The organism is Holdemania sp., from assembly GCF_986127675.1.
This window is the reverse complement of sequence record NZ_CFQZWI010000073.1, coordinates 1-15,963: the sequence shown is the minus strand read 5'-3', so window position 1 is coordinate 15,963 and position 15,963 is coordinate 1. Positions and strand designations below refer to the sequence as shown.

16 protein-coding genes are annotated in these 15,963 nt (G+C 50.7%); 13 read left to right on the top strand and 3 right to left on the bottom strand.

Translation table 11 applies throughout. The features are described from left to right. The 8 genes from AC5OW4_RS10975 to AC5OW4_RS10940 form a co-directional block, all read left to right on the top strand. On the top strand, positions 1-789 hold a 789-nt coding region (locus AC5OW4_RS10975; RefSeq protein WP_493676963.1), incomplete at its 5' end, for a hypothetical protein. 175 nt (positions 790-964) lie between these two features. Beyond that, complete coding sequence (gene tmk, locus AC5OW4_RS10970; protein ID WP_195397204.1) at positions 965-1,600, top strand: dTMP kinase; 636 nt, start codon at positions 965-967, stop codon at positions 1,598-1,600. Next, positions 1,587-2,582 carry a DNA polymerase III delta subunit-related protein gene (locus tag AC5OW4_RS10965; protein WP_493676962.1) on the top strand — a complete coding sequence of 332 codons (996 nt, stop codon included), beginning with the start codon at positions 1,587-1,589 and terminating at the stop codon, positions 2,580-2,582. Before tmk ends, AC5OW4_RS10965 begins: the two co-directional genes overlap by 14 nt. Further along, on the top strand, positions 2,575-3,918 hold the full coding sequence (locus tag AC5OW4_RS10960) for a PSP1 domain-containing protein (protein WP_195397206.1): 1,344 nt from the start codon (positions 2,575-2,577) through the stop codon (positions 3,916-3,918). Before AC5OW4_RS10965 ends, AC5OW4_RS10960 begins: the two co-directional genes overlap by 8 nt. After that, positions 3,915-4,766 carry a 16S rRNA (cytidine(1402)-2'-O)-methyltransferase gene (gene rsmI / locus AC5OW4_RS10955; protein WP_072685288.1) on the top strand — a complete coding sequence of 284 codons (852 nt, stop codon included), beginning with the start codon at positions 3,915-3,917 and terminating at the stop codon, positions 4,764-4,766. The genes AC5OW4_RS10960 and rsmI overlap by 4 nt, the downstream gene beginning before the upstream one ends. Positions 4,767-5,595: 829 nt before the next feature. Continuing rightward, positions 5,596-6,018 carry a Fur family transcriptional regulator gene (locus AC5OW4_RS10950; RefSeq protein WP_072685290.1) on the top strand — a complete coding sequence of 141 codons (423 nt, stop codon included), beginning with the start codon at positions 5,596-5,598 and terminating at the stop codon, positions 6,016-6,018. Further along, positions 6,009-6,548, top strand: coding sequence for a rubrerythrin (gene rbr / locus AC5OW4_RS10945; protein ID WP_072685291.1), 540 nt, complete (start codon positions 6,009-6,011; stop codon positions 6,546-6,548). Before AC5OW4_RS10950 ends, rbr begins: the two co-directional genes overlap by 10 nt. A 160-nt stretch (positions 6,549-6,708) precedes the next feature. Then, positions 6,709-7,302 carry a hypothetical protein gene (locus tag AC5OW4_RS10940; RefSeq protein WP_295767589.1) on the top strand — a complete coding sequence of 198 codons (594 nt, stop codon included), beginning with the start codon at positions 6,709-6,711 and terminating at the stop codon, positions 7,300-7,302. Positions 7,303-7,399: 97 nt separating this feature from the next. On the opposite strand, the gene AC5OW4_RS10935 is transcribed toward AC5OW4_RS10940, so the two are convergent. After that, entirely contained in the window at positions 7,400-7,600 is a 201-nt protein-coding gene (locus tag AC5OW4_RS10935; RefSeq protein WP_072685293.1) for a cold-shock protein, read from the bottom strand. Between the two features lie 430 nt (positions 7,601-8,030). Here AC5OW4_RS10935 and AC5OW4_RS10930 point away from each other — a divergent pair, with 430 nt between their 5' ends. The 5 genes from AC5OW4_RS10930 to AC5OW4_RS10910 all read left to right on the top strand — a co-directional run bounded on the left by AC5OW4_RS10930 (position 8,031) and on the right by AC5OW4_RS10910 (position 13,601). Beyond that, positions 8,031-9,224, top strand: coding sequence for an FprA family A-type flavoprotein (locus AC5OW4_RS10930; protein WP_493676961.1), 1,194 nt, complete (start codon positions 8,031-8,033; stop codon positions 9,222-9,224). 555 nt (positions 9,225-9,779) lie between these two features. Then, complete coding sequence (locus AC5OW4_RS10925) at positions 9,780-10,784, top strand: ABC transporter permease (RefSeq protein ID WP_493676960.1); 1,005 nt, start codon at positions 9,780-9,782, stop codon at positions 10,782-10,784. Beyond that, positions 10,781-11,749, top strand: coding sequence for an iron chelate uptake ABC transporter family permease subunit (locus tag AC5OW4_RS10920; protein WP_195397212.1), 969 nt, complete (start codon positions 10,781-10,783; stop codon positions 11,747-11,749). The genes AC5OW4_RS10925 and AC5OW4_RS10920 overlap by 4 nt, the downstream gene beginning before the upstream one ends. Further along, entirely contained in the window at positions 11,746-12,498 is a 753-nt protein-coding gene (locus AC5OW4_RS10915; RefSeq protein ID WP_072685297.1) for an iron ABC transporter ATP-binding protein, read from the top strand. Before AC5OW4_RS10920 ends, AC5OW4_RS10915 begins: the two co-directional genes overlap by 4 nt. A 140-nt stretch (positions 12,499-12,638) precedes the next feature. Then, complete coding sequence (locus tag AC5OW4_RS10910; RefSeq protein ID WP_072685298.1) at positions 12,639-13,601, top strand: siderophore ABC transporter substrate-binding protein; 963 nt, start codon at positions 12,639-12,641, stop codon at positions 13,599-13,601. Positions 13,602-13,709: 108 nt separating this feature from the next. Here the strand turns inward: AC5OW4_RS10910 and AC5OW4_RS10905 are convergent, their stop codons facing one another. Both AC5OW4_RS10905 and AC5OW4_RS10900 read right to left on the bottom strand, forming a co-directional pair. Continuing rightward, positions 13,710-15,338: a peptide ABC transporter substrate-binding protein gene (locus AC5OW4_RS10905; RefSeq protein WP_234973193.1), complete on the bottom strand. Its 1,629-nt coding sequence runs from the start codon at positions 15,336-15,338 to the stop codon at positions 13,710-13,712. Between the two features lie 333 nt (positions 15,339-15,671). Then, a partial coding sequence (locus tag AC5OW4_RS10900; protein WP_493676959.1) for a hypothetical protein occupies positions 15,672-15,963 on the bottom strand: 292 nt, incomplete at its 5' end.

The following is a 15,963-nucleotide window of genomic DNA, read 5'->3' as shown; positions in this document are numbered from 1 at the left end:
CTCTTCCGATCTGAACCAGGAATGAATCTGAATGAACTGGCAGAAAACTTTGCTATACTTTATGACCAGCATGTTGATATTCTGGAACCTGGGGCGATCACGCCGGATATCACGCTGGAAGTAGAAATGAATTTTAATGATAAGGATACGCTATACCTGAAGGATACGACAAAACTTGAGAAAACATTGTACCTGTTCACCGCGATGGATCAGGGCTTCGACGATCCCTCTGCGATTGATTGGGAAGCGCTGGCGCCAACCTTGATGAGCGCGATTCCTGACTATGGCTGCGATGGCCGATATTGCAGGAATGCCGAAGGACAGGTGCGGTTTGCGGACTTCGCGATCCGCGAGGGCTATGGCTCGCTGGTTACCCAGCCGGACATGAACAAGGCGGCAAAGGTGTTGAGCGGGCAGGATTATGTTTATGACGATTATGATAACCGGAAGTTAAGCAGCGGTGTCGTTTACAGCCAAAGTGTGAACAGCTATGTCGCCTATTCCCGCGAAGGCGACTGGCTGCCAGCCAGTCCCGGTGTGATCGTTTTGGATCAAAAACAATCAGATAATCGAATCACCGTGGATTTTGTGACCTATGTGCCTCATTGGGATAACAAGCTGATTGTAGAAGGGATTCCGATCGAAGCCGAAAATGGATTGAACAATGCCAATCAAAAGATTATTCAGACGGTGAAAGATAATCTTGACCGCATGCCGCACTGGACTGCGGAGCTGGAAGATACCGGCGATGATCAGTTTTATCACCTGCTTTGGGCTGTCCGGTATTAAGCGCAGGGAAAAAAGAGAGCGTTAACAAAAAGAAAACTATCCGTTTGTCCGGGCGGATAGTTCTTTTCTATGGAGAAATTCAGCGTTCTATCCCGCCTGCGCAGGAAGGGAAAGGTTGTAGCGTAACTACGGTTAACCGTGATATAATAGCACAGGAGATCAAGGGTGAGCGTATATGAAAAAAGGTTATTTTATTACATTTGAAGGCCCGGACGGCAGCGGGAAAACCACAGTCAGCACGGCGGTGGCGAAGCGGCTGCAGGAAATGGGCGTTGATTCCCTATATACCCGGGAACCGGGAGGGATTGAGATTGCGGAGCAAATCCGCCGCGTGATTCTCGATCCTGCCAACACGGCAATGGATAGCAAGACCGAAGCGCTGCTTTACGCCGCGGCCCGGCGGCAACATTTGATCGAAAAAGTACTGCCAGCCTTAGCCGAAGGCAAGGTCGTAATCTGCGACCGCTTCGTCGACAGCTCGCTGGCTTATCAAGGCGTCGGCCGGTATTTAGGGATCGAAGAAGTTTTGTCGATCAACGAGTTTGCGATCGAAGGCCATTGGCCGGATAAAACCTTGTATCTCGACCTGGCTCCTCAACAGGGGCTGGACCGGATTGCCAGCCGGCAGGACAAAGACCGGCTCGATCAGGAAAAGATTGATTTCCATCTGCGCGTCTGTGAAGGCTATCGCCAGGTGCGTCGGCGGTTTGCCGAACGGATGATCGTGATCGACGCCTCCCAGCCGGTTGAGCAGGTGATTGACGATTGTGTGAAAGCGATTGGAGCGCTGATCCAACGTGAAGTTCGCTGAACGCTTACAGGCTCAGCAGCCGGTCGTTTATCAGACGCTGAAACACGCGTTAATGCAGAAGAAACTGGCGCATGCGTTTCTGTTTGTCGGGCAGAAGGGAACGCCGCGTCTGGAAACGGCGCTTCTGTTAGCGCAAAGCCGGATCTGTCAGCACGTTCACGACGGATTCGCCTGTGAAGAATGCATCGACTGCCAGCGGATTGCGGAGGGCAACTATGCCGATCTGATTCTTCTGGACGGCGCGTCCAAGTCGATTAAAAAAGAGGAAATTCGCTCGCTGCAGGAACGTTTCAATAAAACCGGACTGGAGCGCAGCGGACAGAAAGTCTATATTCTCAACAACGCGGAGAACACGACGCCCGAGGCGTTCAACAGCCTGTTGAAGTTTCTGGAAGAGCCGCAAGGCTCTGATACCCTCGCGATTCTGATTGTGGAAAATCAGGACCGGATTCTGCCGACGATCGTCTCCCGCTGCCAGACGCTGACCTTTCGGCCGCTGACGCAGCGTCAGATACATCAGATCGCATTGGAAGAACAGCTTGACGAAACCGACGGTTATCTGTTGTCGCACATGATCCGCGACGTCGATCAGATCAAACAGACGGCTGAGGATGAAGCGTACCAGAATGGAATGCTGATGATGCGCCGGTTTATCCGTGAATTCCCATTGCGTGAAGAAGAAGTGCTGGTGTGGATGCAGACCGAGTATCTGGGAAGCAAGGATAAGGAGAAGGACAAACGAACCTTCGGTTATTTTATCGACTGTCTGCTTCAATTTCTCCGCGACGCCGCGGTAGGGCATACGGAAGGCCCGGCCTGGATGGCGGAGGAAATAGGAAACTGGAATCAGCGTCCGCTGCGGCTGGATCGGCTGATTATCGTTTTGCTTGAATGCCGGGACAAGCTGTCCCGTAGTTATAATCTGCCATTGTTGGCGGATCAGTTAATTTATCAAATGAAGGAGGGAATGAAAGATGAGTGAAAATCAGGAAGCTGTAAAAACGGAAGAATCCAAACCGGCTCCGGCTTACCGCTATGTCGTCTCCGTGCGGTTTAAGAATTCGCGTAAGGCGTACAGCTTTGGCGCGAACGATGAAACGCTGGAATATGGCGATTATGTCGTCGTGGAAACTATCCGGGGCGTCGAGATGGGCGAGATCATCAGCAACCTGCGCGACGTGTCGATGCACACCCAGAATACGCCGCTCAAGCCGGTGCTGCGCAAAGCGACCCGGCATGACCGCGAGATGTATGCCGAAAATAAAGATCTGGCCAAAGAAGCGCTGGCCCGCTGTCAGGAAGCAGTGGCCCGGCTCAAGCTGGATATGAATCTGATCAGCTGCGAATACACGCTGGATCGAAGCAAGATCATCTTCGTCTATGTCGCCGACGAGCGTGTCGATTTCCGCGAGCTGTTAAAGGAACTGGCGGGGATCTTCAAGTGCCGGATCGAGCTGCGTCAGATCGGTCCGCGCGATAAAGCGAAGATCATCGGCGGTCTGGGCACCTGCGGCATGGAAACCTGCTGCTCGCGGTTCATGGATGATTTTGACGTCGTGTCGATCAACATGGCGAAGAACCAGCTGCTGGCTCTGAACATTCAGAAATTGTCGGGACAGTGCGGCAAGCTGATGTGCTGTCTGAAATTTGAGGATGAGAATTACAAACAGCTGCGCGCCGGATTACCGAAGATGAACGCTCAGGTCGAATATGAAGGCAAGCTGTACCGCGTGACGTCGATGAACGTGATCAACGGGACCGCCAAGCTGGAAAATCGGGAAAACGTACAGTTTATTACGCTTGCGGATTTAATGGAAAAGGGCGTGTTCCGTCGCCCGGAAGCCCAGAACGCAAAAAACAAAGAGAAAGAAAACCGGCCTGGCGAACGCAAGGATGACCGCCGGGATAACGAACGGAAAGAAAACAACCGTAAGGAAACGGGCGAGCGTCGGGAAGCGGAGGCGAAGGAAACCGAGCGTCAGGACGATCGGAAAGTAACCGACCGAAAACCTGCCGAAGAGAAAAAGCAGGAACGCAGAGAACCTGCCCGGCGTCCCGGTGAGAAAAAAACGGAAAAGAAGCCGGAGGAAAGAAAACCGGAAGAAAAGCGCCGCGAGGATCGCAAACCGCAGGAGAACCGCAGACATCAGAAGCCGCGGGAGAGCGGGAAGGAAGTCAAACCGGAAGGCGAAGTTAAGGCGCAGGAAGGTGATGGCGAGGCGAAAACTCAGGAGCGGAAACGACCGAATCGCCGCCGGCGGCATCCCGGCCGCAAAGAGGGTCAGCCGAAAAATGCGCCGGGAGAGGATCAGAAATGATTCGCCAGCAAAGCTTTTCCAATGAAAAACCGACGCTGTATCTCGTGCCGACGCCGATTGGGAATCTTGAAGAAATGACGCCTCGGGCGATTGAGATTTTGCGCACAGTGGATGTGATCGCCGCGGAGGATACCCGCAACACGATGAAGCTGCTTCAAGTGTTCGATATCCATACCCGCATGATCGCCCATCATTCTCATAACGAACGGGAAAGCGCCAAAGGATTGTTAAATCTGCTGGAACAAGGTCAGTCCGTCGCGGTGGTTTCCGACGCCGGGTATCCCCTGATTTCCGATCCGGGGCAGAATATCGTCGAGCAGGTAACGGCCGCGGGGTATAACGTCGTGCCGGTGTCTGGCTGCAGTGCTTCGATCAACGCGCTGGTCGCGTCCGGTTTGAAAGCTCAGCCATTCTTGTTCAAAGGATTTCTTTCCAGCAATGACCGCGAGTGCGTGAAGGAGCTGGAAGGGTTGAAATCCTTGCCGTTCACCATGATCTTCTATGAAGCGCCGCATCGGATTGAGCGGATGCTGGGGCATTGTCTGGACGTTCTGGGCGACCGCAAAGCATGTCTGGCCCGGGAAATCACCAAGCGGCACGAGGAATTTCTGCGCGGAACCTTAAGCGAGCTGAAAGCGGCGGCGGCCGGTCTGAAAGGCGAAATGGTCCTCGTTGTGGAGGGCTGCGGACAGGAAAGCCAGCCGGCTCTGGATATGGCGCAGATCACCGATCAGATTAACGAACGGATCCGTTCCGGGATGTCCGCCGCTGATGCGATCAGGCAGATTGCGAAGGAATCCGGCGTGTCCAAGAATGAGATTTACCGCGCATATCATCAGGAATCATAAAGAAGAAAGCTCTTTTTGGATCGGAAATCCCCGATACCGAAAGAGCTTTTTATATCGAATTGGGAAATAATGAAAAAAATGCCGAAAGGATCAGAACGGATTCAACATAGACTAATGCGTTTTCTGCCGGATTTCCTTAAGTAAAGTTTTGAGGAAGCACAGGCAGAAACCGGTCAGCCCTGAAGCAAGAACTGTAAAAAAGATTCCCTGCGCACCTTTCTGCCTGGCAAACAGAACAATCGCCAGAGAACCGGATCCAAGGGTGATGACGGTAAGCACAAGAAATAAGCCGCTGAAGAAAATCAACCCCAAAATACGCAGCGGCCGGGGCGCGGAAGGATTTTAGGCAGACCAGCCTGACAAACGCACGAGCATTGCCGCGGCAAAATCAAGGAACAGCTGCATCATTCCACCTTCTTTTCATGGTTCTTTCCTTTATCTGCTTTCACAGCTTTTATAAACTTACGGCAGAAGGAAACAAAATCAACAGCCCGATCAACCAGAAAGCTGTAAAAAAGACTGATCCAAAAACAAAACGTCAGGGCCCGGATTATCCGGTATACCTGATTTTTTGTTTTCTTTTGTTCCACGGCAGAAGTCTGCCTGTCAACTTCTGTTTCCATTTTTGGCAATGCGCTTCATTCAGGATTTTTCCCCTCGTTGCCCACCGGAAGATCCCGGTTCTCAAACGTCGGCGTCCAAGGGGGGATATTCAGCATATCCGTTCGGAAAACCAATCAAAAATTTAAAAAATTTTGAACGCAGCGGCTTGACTCTCAGAAAACTTATGCTATAATGATAAAGGTTATCGTTATTAGGAGGTGAGATGATGATTCGCAGGAATTCAAGGCAACGCCAGCTGATCCTGGATGTGATGCGCGGCGAAGGAATTCACATGAATGCCGAGCAGGTTTACCAGAAGGTAAAAGAAGCTGATCCTTCCATCGGAATCGCAACCGTCTATCGCAACCTGAATCTGTTGTCGGAACTGGGTGAAATCCAGAAGTTCCAGGACCGCAGCGCTGGATTCATGTACGATGGAAATCCGAAAAAGCATCATCACTTCTATTGTCGATACTGCAAGCGGTATTTCGACGTTTCCTTCTCCGTTGAGGAGCAGATGATCAGCCAGGTGGAAGATCAGATGGGCGTCAGCGTGGAAGATCTGAATATCTCGTTGGAAGGCTGCTGCAACCAGTGTAAAGACAAACAGGAAAAAGAGAAAGAAAGAGGTAAAGAACAATGGAATTAAAAGGATCAAGAACTGAACAGAACTTAATGAGCGCTTTCGCCGGCGAATCTCAGGCCCGCAACAAGTACACTTACTATGCAATGAAGGCTCGTGCCGAAGGCATGGAGCAGATCGCGAATATCTTTGAGGAAACAGCGCGCAACGAACAGGAACATGCGATGCTGTGGTTTAAGGCTCTGCATGGCGATCAGATTCCTTCGACAGACGTTAACCTGCAGGATGCGGCCAATGGCGAAAACTACGAATGGACTGACATGTACGCTGAATTCGCCAAGATTGCGCGTGAAGAAGGCTTCAACAAGATCGCGGCCCAGATGGACATGGTTGCCAAAATTGAAAAGCGCCATGAAGAACGTTATCTGGCTCTGTTAAGCAATGTGAAGGAAGACAAAGTCTTCAAGAAGGAAGAAGACGTCATGTGGAAATGCCAGATCTGCGGTTATACTCTGGTCGGCAAGAACGCTCCGGGTCTGTGCCCGCTGTGCGGCTATGCGAAGTCTTTCTTCGAAGTTGAAAAAGCCAACTATTAATTTCTCTGATTCACAGGATCCGCTCGCCGGGTCCTTTTTCTTTTAATCCTTATTTCTATTTCAAGCTTTCGCTTCAGATTCCGCTCCGGTTTATCACCGATCCCATTCATATTTATGGATTCCGGGACATACATTGGAAACAGAATCGGAGGAAAACGCAATGAAAATCAGAATCCTGCAATGCGATCCGATTGACCCGCAGGCCGAGGATCAGGTTCACCGGATCCGCCATCAGACGGGCGATCTCGTCATTGAGTACATCCAAATTCAAGATGCCGGCAGCCGTCCCGAAAAATGGGATCAGACAATTCTATGTTCCTCGAAAGCTGTGGATCCGCAGCTGGCCGCTTCCTTTCCCCAGCCAATTTTAATTATCAGTCCTCAACCGCTGGCCGGTTATCCATCCTGGCAGATTCGCAGTCGATTGACGGACCCCTGGAATGGCGAATGGCTGGTCAAAATGATCAGTCAATTAGTGCATAACGGACAGCCGCTGAACCAAAGTCAATGCCTGGAATTTGTGAAGGTGAAAAAGGAGCGCAAAATCAGCGCGGAACTGGAACATCTGCTTTCTGGCATCAAGTCCCGGGATTATCCTGCGACGTTATGGCTGTTTGTGCAGGATCGGCAGAATGAGGCGATGGAGCCGGAGGGAGAGGCGCTGCCTTTTCCTGTCCATTGTTACTGGATGAAACAGAAAGCAGACGTGAACGTCGCCTGTCTGATCTATCCCCAAGTTCCCTCAACTGTCTGAGGCAGGGGACAGGCTCAGCCATTTCTCTTTTAAACCCTGAACCAAGAAGAAAAGCACTCGCAGGAGTGCTTTTCGCATGTCTGATTCGAAAGGACAATTAAAGCTTGCAGACGTTCGCAGCCTGTTCGCCGCGATCGCTCTGGACGACTTCAAAGCTTACCGCTTCGCCATCGTCTAAGGTTTTAAAACCTTCTGTCTGAATCGCGGAATAATGAACGAAGACGTCTTTCCCTTCATCCGTCGTGATGAATCCGTAGCCTTTTTCAGCATTAAACCATTTGACTTTTCCTGTAACCATGAGCTGTCCTCCTATGCCACTATAATAAAAGACACATGAGCGCGGGAATTAACTATCCTTTCCTCATGTGAAATTATAGTTATAGCCTTGAAAATCTAACTACAATATAGCACGATTTCCTGGCGGAATCAATCCGGATTTCATGATAAATTTGGATGAAATAGTCGGTTATTGTTCGAAATTGTAATAATTTTAATGGATTCCCGGATAAAAATCAGAAGCGAAAAGAAGACAGAATCAGTCCTTTTTTCAAAGCTCTGCATCCTTGTTTGAAAGAGAATTCCCCGGGTCTGAAAGACCCCGCAAAATTGATCAGCAGGAAGCATTCTGATAGAAATTTGTTCAGAATTTGACTATGATAATCAGGAAAGAAAAGATTTCTGTTAATTTCCAGAATTCTGGGAAAGAATGAATAAAGGAGTGATGCAGGATGGCAATCAATCAACAAATAACCAACGACCTGACCTGGGTAGGTGTCCAGGATCCGCAGCTGAAGGTATTTGATATCATCATGGAAACGGAATATGGAACGACGTACAACGCGTATATCCTTAAAGGTACAGCGAAAACGGCGCTGATCGAAACGGTCAAGCTTCCGTTTTTTGATGAGTTTGAAAAGCGCGTTGAAGCGGTGCTGCCAGTCGATCAAATCGACTATTTGATCGTGAATCACACCGAGCCGGATCATGCCGGTTCGATCGCGAAGTTGTTGGAAGTGAATCCGAATCTGACCATCGTCGGCAGTCCGGCGGCGCTGCAATTCTTAAAGGAAATCGTCAATCAGGATTTCCGCTCACTGACAGCGGCAGAAGGCATGACGCTGGATCTGGGCAAAAAGACGCTGCGGTTTATCATGGCGCCCAATCTGCATTGGCCGGATACGATGGTTACATTGGCACAGGAAGATGGGATTTTGTTTACCTGTGATTCGTTTGGCGCACATTATGCGTTTGAAGGGCTGCGCGTGAGTGAGGTCGAGGATCAAACGGCCTATCAGAGTGCGTTAAAATACTATTATGATCATATTTTAAAGCCATTTCGCCCATTCATGCGGAAAGCGCTGGACAAAGTGGCCGGGCTGGATGTGAAGATGATCTGTCCGGGTCATGGACCGGTGCTGGATTGCGGGCTGGAGGAGATTTTAAACCAATATCGTAGGTGGAGCGCGGAACCGCGGTTGGAAAACAAGCTGATTCTGGCCTATGTCAGCGCTTATGGCTATACGGAACAGCTGGCGCAGGCGATCGCCCGGGGCATTGAAAGTGCCGGCTGGAAAGCGGAATTGATGGAACTGACGCAGACCCCGGTGACGGAAGTGGTGGAAAAGCTGGAACAGGCCCGGGGATTTCTGTTGGGATCGCCGACGATTCTGGCGGAAGCACTGCCGCCGGTCTGGACGCTTCTCTCTTATTTGAATCCGGTCGTGCACGGCGGAAAGTTTGCGGCAGTCTTCGGCAGCTATGGCTGGAGCGGGGAAGCGTTCGCTCATCTGGAAGAGCGGTTAAAACAGCTGCGGATTACGGTCATGCCAGCCTTGAAAGTGCGGTTTAAGCCGTCCATGGCGCAGCTTGAGGAAGCAGAACAGGCCGGACGGCGCTGGGTGGAACAGATCGCCGGGAAATAAACGGGATTTATTAAGCAAACGGATTTCCTTTCAATTAAAGAAGGAGCCGCTTTCTTTCAAATTCATTTCAAGCGCATAATGGGAATTCACGAAAACAGATGGCTGCCGCTATGGAGGTTCTTAGTCGAATTTGCATGATGAAATAGGCAGGATAAACGGTTATACAACGCTTTATCCTGCCTGTTTCTTTGTATGGAAATTCTATTCTTACCCTGAGCCAGGGAAGAATTACTGCGGATACCGTCTGTTTTTTAATTGTCCTCAATCTTCAGAATCGCAGAGGGACTTTTGCCATAAGGAAAGTTTAAAACGCAGGGGAATGCCGCCGCTAAGAAAACGGTTCCGTCTGAAATATGATTCTTTTCGCCAGATTACAGGAACTTCCAGAAATCCGGTGAAAGGACGCTTGCTTTTTTTTCACAGTCATGGTAAGCTGATTACGCTTAAGGTTAGATATAGCTAACTAAAAGAGAAAAGAATCGATCTGACGTCGACTCTTTTATTTTTCCATCAATGTTAGATTAAACTAACATTCAACGATGAAAGGAGAACGTTATGCTTCAACGATTTAAAAGTACGCTGATTCTGACCGCAGTTCTCTTGGGCTGTTCCGGGATTTCGTTATTGATCGGCGCGGCGGATTTCGGCGTATCCGACGTGCTGAATGGAAACTGGGAGGCGCTGGAGATTCTGGTTCTTTCCCGCCTGCCGCGGCTGCTGGCGATTTTATGCACTGGCATGGGCATGAGCGTGGCCGGCTTGATCATGCAGCAGCTGTGCATGAATAAATTTGTTTCCCCCTCGACCGGCGCGACGATTTCCTCCGCTCAGCTGGGAATTCTGTTCGCTTTTCTGTTCATGCCCGGCTCGACGCTATGGGTGCGCGCGGGCTTTGCCTTCGTCAGCGCGATTGCGGGAACCTGGATCTTTGTGGCGTTTATCCAGCGGATTCAGTTCAAGGACGTTGTGATGGTGCCGTTAGTCGGCATTATGTTCGGCAATGTGATCGGCGGAATCACGAACTATCTGGCGTATAAATACGAAATGACGCAGGCGCTCTCCTCGTGGCTGGTCGGCCACTTCTCCCTGGTGATGAAGGGGCGCTATGAGCTGGTCATTCTGGTTGTGCCGTTAGTTCTGGCGGCGTTTCTGTTTGCCAACCATTTCAACATTGTCGGCATGGGCAAAGACTTCTCAAAGAACCTCGGCGTGCCTTATAACGCCGTGCTGTTTCTGGGATTGACGATCGCCGCGACGATCACCGCCAGCATCGTCGTGGTGGCCGGCAGTATTTCCTATGTTGGACTGATCGTTCCCAATCTGGTCACGATGTTCAAGGGTGATAAGCTGCGCGGAACATTAGCCGATACCGCGCTGTTCGGAGCGCTGTTCGTGCTGGTCTGCGACATGCTCGGCCGGATCGTGATCGCGCCGTATGAACTGCCGATCGAGCTGATCGTCGGGATTTTGGGCAGCCTGGTCTTCATCGGCCTGCTTTGGATGCGGCTCAACGGAAAAGCGCGGATTGTCGGAAAAGCGCAGGGAGGCTGCAGAGGATGAAGCGCTGTGATGCCAATCATTTTAAAGCGGCGGTTCTGATCACGCTGGCGATTCTGGCGGTGATCGGCTATCTGACGCTCAATGTCAATCCGAAATATGTTGAATTCGCGATGCGCCTGCGCGTGCCGAAATTGTTAGTTATGCTCGTGACAGCCTTCTGTATCGGCGGTGCGTCGATTGTCTTCCAGACCTTGATTCAAAACACGATTGTGACCCCCTGCCTGCTGGGGATGAATTCGTTGTACGCCCTGATCCATACCGCAGTGGTGTTCTTTCTCGGCTCCGGCAGTCTGATCGCCCGCCATCCGCAGCTTTCGTTTCTCGTCGATCTGACGATCATGGGGGCAGCCGCGATCCTGATTTACGGGACGTTGTTTAAGAAGATGAAGCATCAGATTCTCTATGTGCTGCTGGCAGGCACGGTCATGTCGACGTTGTTCTCCAGCATGCAGACGACGCTGACCCGGATCATGGATTCCAACGAATACGACGCGCTGTTAAGCTCGCTGGTTGCCAGCTTTTCCAACGTCAATTCCAGTCTGTTGGCGATCTCAGCCGTGCTGATCGGCTTGGTGATCTTCGTGTTACGGAAGGAGCTGAAGCTGCTCGATGTGATCGCGCTGGGGAAGAATCAGGCGATAAATCTGGGCGTGGATGTGGACAAAACGATCCGCCGGTTATTGCTGGGCGTAACGGTGCTGATCGCGATCGCCACGGCGCTGGTCGGTCCGATTTCCTTTCTGGGCCTGATCATCGCGAATCTGTCGCGGCAGCTGTTTAAGACATACAGGCATACCTGGCTGATTTTTGGCGCAGCCGTGCTGGGGATGATCGTTCTGGTCGGCGGACAGCTGATCGTCGAGCATGGCTTTTCTTACAGCATGCCGGTCAGCGTATTCATCACGATCGGCGGCGGTTTGTATTTTTTGATTCTGTTATTTGGAAAAGGGAGGCAGCGGGCATGATTATTAAACAACTGACAAAGCACTATGGCGCAAAACGGGTTGTCGACGAGGTGAGCTTCGAAATTCCCAAGGGCAAGGTCCTGTCTCTGATCGGTCCCAACGGCGCGGGCAAGTCGACGGTCATGGGGATGATTTCCCGGCTGGTCGCTAAAGATGCGGGACTGGTGCAGTTTGAAGGAAAGGATCTGGCGAAGTGGAACAGCCGCGACCTGTCCAAACGGCTGGCGATCCTGACGCAGTCCAACAACATTCAGATGAAGCTCACGGTGCGCGAACTGGTCAGTTTCGGCCGTTTCCCTTATTGTCAGGGGCGGCTGCAGGAAGAAGACCGGCGGAAAGTGGATGAAGCGCTGGCCTACATGGAGCTGGAAGCGATCGCTGATCAATTTATCGACGAGCTGTCCGGCGGGCAGCGGCAGCGGGCGATGATCGCGATGGTGATCGCTCAGGATACGGATTATATTCTACTGGACGAACCGACGAATAACCTCGATATCTACCACGCGTCAAACATGATGAAAATCGTACGCCGGCTGTGCGATGAATTGGGAAAAACGGTGATTCTGGTTCTGCATGAAATCAACTACGCGGCGTTCTACTCGGATTATATCTGCGCGTTTGTCGGCGGTAAGGTAGCACGATTCGGGACTGTTGAGGACGTGATCACCAAGGAAAACCTTTCGGCGATCTACGGCGTGAATTTCGAGATTCAACAGGTCGCGGGCCGGCCGCTGTCGATCTATTATTAATAGGTTTCTAAAATTTGAAAAAAGGCGAGAGAGAAATTTCAGCTGAATCGGAAAGGAAAGTCAGTTTGAATGATGTGAATCACAGGTTTTCCCGCAACAAATCATAGTTCACAAAGGAAAAACAAAAAGGAGAAAAGAATATGAAGAAATTAACGGGTTTCATGGTCGTCGGCTTGTTGATGCTGAGCGCCTGCACCGCAAAACCGCAGAAGGAGGAGCAGCCGAATCAACAACCAGTTGCGACGATGACGATCACCACACTCAACGGAAATCAGGAAAAAGGTCCGCTGGAAGTCCCGGTCGATCCGCAGCGGATCGCAATTCTGGACATGGCGGCGCTGGATATGCTGGACAGCTGGGGATTGGGCAACCGCGTCGTCGGCATGCCGAAATCCTCAACGGTCGATTATCTGAAAGCATATAATGAAAATAAAGCGATCGTAAATCTGGGGACGCTGAAAGAAGTCGATATGGAAGCGCTGATGGCCAGCGAACCGGATGTGATTTTCATCGGCGGCCGGCTGAGCGCGCAGTACGACGCGTTGTCTGAGATCGCTCCGGTTGTGTATCTGAGCACCGATGCCGAGCTGGGCATAGTGGAAAGCGTGAAGCAGAACGCCATGACTATCGCTTCTTTATTTAATATGGAAGACAAAGCGAAGGAACAGCTGGCTGGTTTCGACAGCCGAATTGAAACGCTGCGTCAGGCGGCCAAAGGCAAAACCGCGGTGATCGGCATGGTGACCTCCAGCAACTTCAATACCCTTGGCAACGGCAGCCGCTGCTCGCTGATTGGCAATGAAATCGGCTTTATCAATCTGGCGAACGATGTGGATTCCACCCATGGCAACGAATCGTCGATGGAATTGTTAGTCAAGCTGAATCCGGAATATCTCTTCGTGCTCGACCGTGATTCCGCGATCAATACCGAAGGGGCGAAGCTGGCGGAGGAAGTCATGAACAATGAACTGACCGCCAGGACGCTGGCCGCGCAGAACGGCAATATCGTCTACCTCACGCCGACGGTCTGGTATCTGGCAGAAGGCGGGATTACCGCGTTGGACGTGATGCTTCAGGATCTGGAAGCGGCGTTATTGAAATAAACAAAGCAAAAAGGATGAAGGTGACTTCCCTCAATGAGAAGTGCATGTTCATCCTTTTTTGTGAAAAGATTGGGAGGGAGTGTGAAGCAGGGAGAGAGAATCGGGATGTTATTGCAGCGTGACGTAGCCGTAATACGGTGTGGTTCCTTTCTTCGTGGCATTCTGGACTTTCTCACTCTTGAGGATCGGTGTGTTATAGCTGAACAGCGGAATGATATAGGCCTGCTGCTCAATCAGGTATTCTTCAGCCGCATGCAGTGCATTCATATACTCCGTATGATCCACAATCTTCGCAGCGTCCTCAATCATCTGATCATAAGCGGGATCCTCGACCGCAGGAACGACTTGTTGTCCAATAGTCCACAAGGTCAAAAACTGGGATGGATCATCGCTGGCGGTGTAGCCGTACCGGGAGAGTTCAAAGTCGCCGTTGTCGATCTGATTATAGAAGACGCCGGATTCCACAACCTCCAGTTCGCAGTCGATTCCGATATTTTTCCACATCGCTTCCAAAATCTGCGCAACGTCGGCGTGGATGAAGGAAGAAGAATATTTGTATTTGATTTTTAACGAATGGGCTTCGTCATAACCGGCTTCTTTCAGCAGCGTCTTCGCCTGTTCCGGGTCATACGCCTGCAGAGTCCCTTTCGCGTCGGCTTCCTTCCGGAAATCCCCATCTGCGCCGTTAAGTCCGGATGGGACATAGCCGCCTAATGCCTGATAGTATTCCTCAGGGCCCAGGGTGGAAGCCAGAGCTTTTTTGTCGATGGCAAGGGCCAGTGCTTTCCGGACCCGGCTGTCTTTCAGGCTTTCCGGAGCGGTAGAACCAGAGTTTATTGCGATGAAGTAGGAGGTTGGAGACGGAATATTCCAGACTTCGTTCTGGTTTGGATAATTGACGCCAACATCAACCGGAACGTTTAACGCGACATCAACTTCGCCATTTTTATAAGCGAGCGACTGGGCGTCGCTGTCCGGCATGACCAGAAATGTAATCTGATCCAGCGTGATTTCATCAGCTTTGTAATAGCTGTCATTTTTGACGATGACGGCTTTTTCGTTCTCATTGCATTCCGCCAGCTGGTAAGCGCCGATGCTTGGATAACCGGGTTTTAATGCCCATGTGGAATCGTGCGCATCCGCAAAATCTGGTCTTAACGGCGCAAAGACGTTGCCAGTTAACAGATTCAGGAAAAAGGCGCAGGGTTGTTTCAGAGTTAAAACCAGCGTAGACTCATCCGGCGTCTGGACTCCGTCAATTTCGATCGTTTCCGCGTCCAGATCGGTATTTGCCGCAATTTCTTCCGCGCCTTTTAAATAGGTGGTCAGATTGTAAATCGTCAGGGAGTTTTCCGCGCCATAGGTCAGGTTGCGCAGGATGGCATATTTAAAATCCTGTGAAGTCAGAGCTTTTCCATCACTCCAGGTCAGCCCTTCCTTGATTTTTATAGTATAGGTCAGACCATCGTCGCTTACGGTGCAGTTCTCGGCAAGCTCAGGAATGACGTTGCCATTTTCATCCTTGGTCATCAGACTGGAAAGGGTATGGGCAAGAATGTAATTGTTGACAGTCTCTGTATTGAAACCGGGGTCGAGCGTTGTGATCTGGCCTCCAACCGCGACGACAATGGAATTTTGTTTTGTTTCCGGTTCTGGTGAAGAAACATTAGCGTTGGAAGAACAGGCGGTGTTCAGGATGAATAAGCCTGCGCAGAGAAGCATATTTAATTTTTTCATGGTTATTTTCCTTTCTTAGATGAGTTTCGTTAAAGATGCAGAAACATCGTCGATAACGTTTCCTGGAATGTTGGATTTCTGATTTCTGTTTATGAATTGATATGTTTACAGCGGGAATCATCAACATCACTCCTTTCCAGAATCCTGAGGGAAAATAAAAATCGTCCCCAGCCTATGCTAGAGACGATGGATTCGCGGTGCCACTCTAATTGCCGGTTTATTCCGGCCTCCTCAAATCCTTAACGCGGATATTCGGACTTTCCTACTGAATTCAGAAAGTCATCTCCCAGATGCGTTTTCATTGGAAACGTGCCGCTGACCTTCCACTCTGTATCAGCTCTCGCCCTCCTTACAGGTATAATCGGGTATGCCCTTTTTCGGGGCTTTCTTGGCTGCGTCCTCCTGCGCCCACTTGAAAATCGTGGCTGCATGGCTCTTGTATTTCCTCCCGCTGGAAGCGATATGGCAGGATAGGCGGTCAATGTAATACTCCCACTTGCCGGGAAGCTCTGTTTTCAGCCCGTCAAGCTCCGTATCGGAAAGAATGACATTGTGGTATCTGCCATAGGCGGCGGGGGCGGGGTGTCCCGTTTCTAACTCTCTCTCTTTTTCTATTTCTATATCT

Excerpts from the sequence above, each read along its gene's own strand:
- AC5OW4_RS10915 (WP_072685297.1), top strand. The coding sequence starts at position 11,746 with ATGATTATTAAACAACTGACAAAGCACTATGGCGCAAAACGGGTTGTC.
- AC5OW4_RS10950 (WP_072685290.1), top strand. The coding sequence starts at position 5,596 with ATGATTCGCAGGAATTCAAGGCAACGCCAGCTGATCCTGGATGTGATG.
- AC5OW4_RS10930 (WP_493676961.1), top strand. The coding sequence starts at position 8,031 with ATGGCAATCAATCAACAAATAACCAACGACCTGACCTGGGTAGGTGTC.
- rbr (WP_072685291.1), top strand. The coding sequence starts at position 6,009 with ATGGAATTAAAAGGATCAAGAACTGAACAGAACTTAATGAGCGCTTTC.
- rsmI (WP_072685288.1), top strand. The coding sequence starts at position 3,915 with ATGATTCGCCAGCAAAGCTTTTCCAATGAAAAACCGACGCTGTATCTC.
- AC5OW4_RS10940 (WP_295767589.1), top strand. The coding sequence starts at position 6,709 with ATGAAAATCAGAATCCTGCAATGCGATCCGATTGACCCGCAGGCCGAG.
- AC5OW4_RS10935 (WP_072685293.1), bottom strand. The coding sequence starts at position 7,600 with ATGGTTACAGGAAAAGTCAAATGGTTTAATGCTGAAAAAGGCTACGGA.
- AC5OW4_RS10925 (WP_493676960.1), top strand. The coding sequence starts at position 9,780 with ATGCTTCAACGATTTAAAAGTACGCTGATTCTGACCGCAGTTCTCTTG.
- AC5OW4_RS10910 (WP_072685298.1), top strand. The coding sequence starts at position 12,639 with ATGAAGAAATTAACGGGTTTCATGGTCGTCGGCTTGTTGATGCTGAGC.
- AC5OW4_RS10960 (WP_195397206.1), top strand. The coding sequence starts at position 2,575 with ATGAGTGAAAATCAGGAAGCTGTAAAAACGGAAGAATCCAAACCGGCT.
- AC5OW4_RS10905 (WP_234973193.1), bottom strand. The coding sequence starts at position 15,338 with ATGAAAAAATTAAATATGCTTCTCTGCGCAGGCTTATTCATCCTGAAC.
- AC5OW4_RS10920 (WP_195397212.1), top strand. The coding sequence starts at position 10,781 with ATGAAGCGCTGTGATGCCAATCATTTTAAAGCGGCGGTTCTGATCACG.
- tmk (WP_195397204.1), top strand. The coding sequence starts at position 965 with ATGAAAAAAGGTTATTTTATTACATTTGAAGGCCCGGACGGCAGCGGG.